This is a genomic window from Streptomyces sp. AC627_RSS907 (genome assembly GCF_019049165.1).
Window position 1 is genome coordinate 1 of the sequence record NZ_JAGMUE010000390.1, and the last position, 598, is coordinate 598.

Annotated in this window: 2 protein-coding genes; both read right to left on the minus strand. The window is 74.2% G+C overall.

Annotation, left to right across the window (positions count from 1 at the left end; genetic code table 11):
* Positions 1-160, minus strand: a 160-nt coding sequence (locus KUM32_RS36050) for a TetR family transcriptional regulator (RefSeq protein ID WP_217146124.1), incomplete at its 3' end; no start/stop codon positions are given.
* A 111-nt stretch (positions 161-271) separates the two neighbouring features.
* Entirely contained in the window at positions 272-511 is a 240-nt protein-coding gene (locus KUM32_RS36055; RefSeq protein WP_176160203.1) for a DUF2277 domain-containing protein, read from the minus strand.
* Between the last annotated feature and the right edge of the window lie 87 nt (positions 512-598).

Sequence of the window (598 nt, forward strand, 5' to 3'; positions counted from 1 at the left end):
GCTCACACTTGTTGCCGAAGTACACGTAGAGCAGGCGCTTGTTGGCCTTCGCCGCCGCCGCGATCCGATCCACCCGCGCACCCGCGACCCCGTGCCGGGCGAACTCGGCACGGGCGGCGGCGAGCAGGCGGGCCTTCGTGGCCGTGGAATCCGGCGGCATTCCCCCACCATAGGGAAGCCGCCACCGCGACGGCACGGTGGGCGAGCGACTCGTGACCCACTGTGCCGGCGCGCGGAGTGGTCCGCCCCGCGCGCGGCGTGCGCGGCGCGCTCAGCCGGGCGTGGCGTCCGCGCGGCGGGCGCCGGCGCCCCGCACCTCCAGGCTGCCGAGCAACTGCCTGGTCGCGTCCGTCACCGCGGCGACGGCCTCGTCGAACGCGACCCGGTTGTGCGCGGCCGGCGCCCGGAAGCCGGACACCTTGCGGACGTACTGCAGGGCGGCTGCCTGGATGTCTTCTTCGCTCACCTCGGGCATGACCGGGGGGCGGAGTGTCTTGATGCTTCGGCACATGCTTCCAGCGTAGGCCGGGGGTGTGACAACGCCCGTTCAGCCGGCCCACGCCGCCTCGGGCAGCGCGTCGAGGAAGCCGCCGACGAC

What these genes read in the sequence shown, in the direction of transcription:
- KUM32_RS36055 (WP_176160203.1), bottom strand. Translation starts at nt 511, where the DNA reads ATGTGCCGAAGCATCAAGACACTCCGCCCCCCGGTCATGCCCGAGGTG.